This window comes from Scytonema hofmannii PCC 7110, from assembly GCF_000346485.2.
Classification (GTDB): Bacteria; Cyanobacteriota; Cyanobacteriia; order Cyanobacteriales; family Nostocaceae; genus Scytonema; species Scytonema hofmannii.
This window is the reverse complement of record NZ_KQ976362.1, coordinates 1-4701: the sequence shown is the minus strand read 5'-3', so window position 1 is coordinate 4701 and position 4701 is coordinate 1. Positions and strand designations below refer to the sequence as shown.

4 protein-coding genes are annotated in these 4701 nt (G+C 39.8%); all 4 read right to left on the bottom strand.

Annotation, left to right across the window (positions count from 1 at the left end):
• Positions 1-141 precede the first annotated feature (141 nt).
• Genes WA1_RS51745 through WA1_RS54435 form a run of 4 tightly spaced genes read right to left on the bottom strand, consistent with a single transcriptional unit; the run spans position 142 to position 4486 of the window.
• Positions 142-1722, bottom strand: a complete 1581-nt coding sequence (locus WA1_RS51745) for a TniQ family protein (RefSeq protein WP_066613651.1) — start codon at positions 1720-1722, stop codon at positions 142-144.
• On the bottom strand, positions 1712-2851 hold the full coding sequence (locus WA1_RS51740) for an ATP-binding protein (protein WP_017750178.1): 1140 nt from the start codon (positions 2849-2851) through the stop codon (positions 1712-1714). Before WA1_RS51740 ends, WA1_RS51745 begins: the two co-directional genes overlap by 11 nt.
• The gene (locus tag WA1_RS61225) at positions 2845-3408 is read right to left on the bottom strand and encodes a Mu transposase C-terminal domain-containing protein (RefSeq protein WP_033336839.1); all 564 of its coding nucleotides are present in this window, start codon (positions 3406-3408) and stop codon (positions 2845-2847) included. The genes WA1_RS51740 and WA1_RS61225 overlap by 7 nt, the downstream gene beginning before the upstream one ends.
• Positions 3392-4486 (bottom strand): TnsA endonuclease N-terminal domain-containing protein, encoded by a 1095-nt coding sequence (locus WA1_RS54435; protein WP_272819043.1) that lies wholly within the window; start codon positions 4484-4486, stop codon positions 3392-3394. Before WA1_RS54435 ends, WA1_RS61225 begins: the two co-directional genes overlap by 17 nt.
• Positions 4487-4701: the final 215 nt, after the last annotated feature.

Sequence of the window (4701 nt, the reverse complement as noted above, 5' to 3'; positions counted from 1 at the left end):
TGTTACTTGACCCATAAATCTGCACAGACTGTAAGGATAAATTTGCACACTGCTGTTACTTAAAGCAAAAAGTGGCAGTTTTTAAAGCATAAAGTGGCAGTAGCGGAAAACCCCTGTTGATACAGGGTAAAATGATATTGACTATTCAAGATTGCGTCTTACCTGTTTTAAAACCTCAATGACTTCAGAGTGCCACAATGAAGAGGGATTCTGCATAAATTTTCGCAGATTTTTAGCAGTGGGAGTAATGCCTTGTGCATGAAGCACTGGAGCTAGTTGCCTGACTTCTCGACAACCCTGCTGAATTGATAGTTTATGAAGAAATTTTCGGTAATCTTTGTAGCGCAAAGAAATAGCATGGCACAAAGTAGGGCAATAGTGGTAAAAAGTTGCCAGACCAATCCCAGTCCTAAGAGCTATTTTTCTCAGAGAAGGTGGTGGAGACTCCGAGCCAAAAAGAGACAATTCGAGTAAATCGCGGATCTGTGAGTGCCTTAACTGTTGCTGATATTCAGTATATCTAGCAGCAATAGATGCTGATAAAGATTTTGAAATGGCGGTTAAACTACTATAAGTTTTGAATCCTAAACGAACAGCTAACTGAGTTAAAGAAGGAGGTGGTTCCTCTTCTAAAGCTAGTTGCATCGCTTGAATAACTTGTTCGGGCTTGGGAGTATTTTTAGAAGTAACTAGAGCAGGTTGTGTTAATTTTATCGGCTCATTAGCTTCTAAAGAAGCTAGTTTATTAGGAGAAATCGGTACTAGTTTAAGCTGGAGAAAATTGACAAGAGTTGTTTCCAATATGTAACAAATTTTTAGGAGTTTATCCAAATTGGGGATGGCTACACCTGAATACCAATGTAGGATTTCATATCTCGATAGTCCCAACCAACGACCAAAAGCGGAAACATTGCCCTGAGTATATTGATGTACATAAGCCTTGAGCATTGTTTTAATAGTCTCTCTCAAAGGTGGATGGGAAAACTCAGGAGCTAATTGAATTAATTCTCCTAAAGTCTGAACTTTCCAAATTTCTTGTTGGGAGTTGGTTGTCTCCTCAAACAAGTGCTTGTGTTGGTCGTTCATTTCCGGCTTAATTCCTAACCAGCGACCACACTTTAAGCAAAATCCAGGTCGGGAATTGTGCCATAGAGGTAAAAATTCTTGTTCACAGTGGGGACATTTAGATTTTAAAAATTGAAGATGATTTGGACAAATTTTGACAGCTTTCAAAGCCCACAGTAGAGGTGAATAAATGACCTGTTTATTGTTCAACCACTCTTGATAGCAATAAGGACACCAAGCATGAAAATCTTTGAGCAACCCCAAAACAGGAAAGACTTGTGCCCAAGGTAGCATTGTCAAAAACTGTAAGTCAGTGCGTTTTGTAAGTGCTTCGAGAGCTTTAACAAGTTGTTTGGCTCCACTTTGAGTTCCGTTTAAAGCTTTTACAGAAGCTTGCCCATACAAAGCTACTGTGCTTGAGGAATTCAAGGAATTGGTAGCATTGTCATGTCTGACTAGTGGTCTTACCTCTCTAGCTAATAAAGTTCCACTTGGTACACTGTGAGCTTCGGCTAGACGAGCAACATAACTAGTCAGACTCTCAACATAACTTGTGCCTATACCAATTGGTTCTAGATGAAACAAACGGCTAGGGCTGGGGATAAATTGTGTTTCTTGAATCCATAATTCATCGTTAAGTGCTGTGTTAAATATCATCTGGATTCACCCCTACAGTATCTCGTTTGGGTTTTCTTTGTCCAACACGACCTTTTTTAGATACACGATTTCCGACTCGCATTTTTGTGCCGTATTCTGTTAAATATTGCTGCTCAACAAAACTTGTTTCTTCTCGGAAGCGTCTAAATCCCTGTTCTGCTTCTTCCTTAATTTTGTTGATACGGGATGCAGAAAAAGCACCTACTTTAAGATGTTTAGTATTGAGAGTACGAGCTTCTTCTGCTAAAGCGACCCTCAGAGAGCGAGTCAACCAATTCTTCAAGAGTCCCACACAGCCAACTGAGCCAGAAAAAAGATACTCGTAGTGTTGTTCTAATTTTGGTTCTTGTGCAAGGGGAATATGGTGTTGAAAAGTTCTAATAACTCTGAGAAATTCAGTCATATCTTCTGGGTTATCAGCTTGATAAGGTGAGAGGTGGATATCCTCGCTACGTCGTCCTACCTGTCCATTCAGAGTAGGACAGTTAAGCAGTTCATAAGTGCCAAATAGGATATGCACTGTACCAGTAAGATTAGCAATGGACTTAATCCAGTTCATTTGCTGTAACATTTGGTGTCCACCAGCCATCATCAATAAATGCTGCGCCTCGTCTACAGTAAAAGCTTTGAGCTGACGGTGACGAAATACTTTTTCCATTGCTCGGCGTAATGCAAATGCATCTTGGCGATAAGCCCGATTTAGCAAGCCCAAATCATTTCCCTCATCTCCAGTAAATCCATAATCAACTTTGTATTCAATCAAAACTTCATTGAGAGCTTCTAGGACACGAGTGTAATAATCCTTATAACTAAACTTCCCACCAGATGCAGGAATAGCTTCAATACCTGCAACAGCAATTTGACCGGGGTTTTGGCGTAATGAAGGGAGGAATTCCGAGAGGAGCATCTTTTCAAGACGTAAGCGTAACGTTGTTTTTCCTACGCCAGTCACACCAAAAACTAAAAAGACTAATGTGTCGGCTGGCTCTAGAATATTAATTAATAAAACATCCAAAGCTTCTTTGAGTCGTTTATGGGGAATAGTAATATTTTTGAAGTAATTAGTCTTGGTTTCGTTCGACTGTAAGAGGAGTTCATCTGGAAAAGAGCGTGTCTGTGTTCTCACCATAATTCCGACCTACTGTAAGCTTCTATTTCGTTGAAATCTATTGATGGGGTTGCTGATACTTTTACGGGTTGATTATCTTCGGATAGCTCTCCATTATTTTTCTCTAAACTCTTCCGAAAATTCTGAGGATTTTCTTGAGTTAACTTCCCCTCAATCAAAGCGCAGACATCTTGATGTGCTAAATCATGCAAGCGTTGTATTAACAAAGCTTCTTGGGCTTCAATTCCTTCTAAATAAGTAGCTTTTTCTTTGGCAGAGAGCGTAACCCTTTGAGCGTGTTTTTGTCTTTTTCGACGTAATTGGGTACTAGCTATGTTTACTTCTCGCTCCGAACGATTTTGAAAAGATTTGTAATATTCAGAGATACAGCGCACCCAATGACCTTTAACGTAAGCATAAGCAGTTCCTACGTCAAAAGGGTCGTAGCGAATCGGTACATTAGTTCCTTCAATTTCTGGTCTTAGGAACGAATCATCAGTTGACCAATAATAGAGATAATTAATTTTCACACCTCTGCTTGGTTGAACTTTTGCTGTTCCCTTAGATGTAGATGGCAAAGTAAAAAATATAACCGCAGTTGTAGGCAATTTGAGCGGCTTTAAACTTAGCTTTCCATCTATAAATAGTACGTGATGCAACAGTTTTGTTATCCCTTGGACAGCCATTGAGTAATGGTTCAATCACTTGATATTTTTGGTTGGCTTGTGCTAATTCTTCAGGACTAGCTCTGAGAAATATCTCCATTCCTTTGGGCGTGATTCTTAATTGATTGTGAGATGAAGACACGCTTGTAATCTTGCCAAAATCCCAGACATCTACAGCCACATCCTTGGGCTGAGACTTCACCATTTGACTATAAGCTACTGCAGTTTCTTTGTTCTGAAAAAGATGTACTCTTTCTGGTTCTGCTAAGGGAGCCGCGCTCAAGTTCAGGTAAATTTTTTGAGTGGCTATCAAAGCATTTATGTCGTCAGCATTAGCCTGTTTATCATCCAGAAGTTGCCAATAAGTTATGCCAGGATTTAAACTGACTACTGCTACTAAATTCTCGGCTATTTCTGGTGAAATTTCGTAACTGCTATCGTTATAAGCTTTGAGAAATAGTCGATTTCTGTATCTAATCCAATCAATTTCTGTGTCTAAACGGATTCGGTAGTATAAACCTAATTTTTCTGCATAGGCAACTGCTGGTAGATTACGCCATTGCCCATCTTCTGTACGAATATAGCGCTGTGGTTGTTTAGCGGCTAATTTCTCTAATCTTGTTTCTGGTTTCCACTCTTCAAAACCGGCGCTCTTGTTCCGAATCACAAAAAAGTCCGGTATATGCGAAGCTTTCACTATTTGCCCATTGTTTGATAAAAATTCTAGAGTTATTTGATAAGGTTGGTCGTAGTATTCCAGGACATCTGAATCTTCTTCATACTCTTCTACACCTGGTAATTCGACAGAATGCGACTCGAATTGGATGGTTTTTGCCATTTTTCGACTGGCGTAGTCGCCTCTAACATTAATCCCGCTACTCTTCACTCGCCGGATTGGTTGAGACTCGCGGATTTGGGAGATGACTTGCCGAGCCGCTTGTGGTAAATTCACGTAGTGACACCAATCATTGAACTCAAGGTCACTCAACATACTGACTCCCCAAGCCTTCAAAGCACGCAACAGGCTCTTACCACAAATTTAGACTTTTGCTAATTCAATTTCTGGCTTCAATACAAATATTTACCATTACTGTTTCAACTGACTGCTGCCACTTTATGCTTTAAAAACTGCCACTTTTTGCTTTAAGTAACACTCAAAGTGGAAGCATTAAATTGCAATTTTGCCAATTTATGCTTCAAGTAACA

Bases quoted from the DNA above. Each gene is read 5' to 3' on its own strand.
- WA1_RS54435 (WP_272819043.1), bottom strand. From the start codon at position 4,486: ATGTTGAGTGACCTTGAGTTCAATGATTGGTGTCACTACGTGAATTTA.
- WA1_RS51745 (WP_066613651.1), bottom strand. From the start codon at position 1,722: ATGATATTTAACACAGCACTTAACGATGAATTATGGATTCAAGAAACA.
- WA1_RS51740 (WP_017750178.1), bottom strand. From the start codon at position 2,851: ATGGTGAGAACACAGACACGCTCTTTTCCAGATGAACTCCTCTTACAG.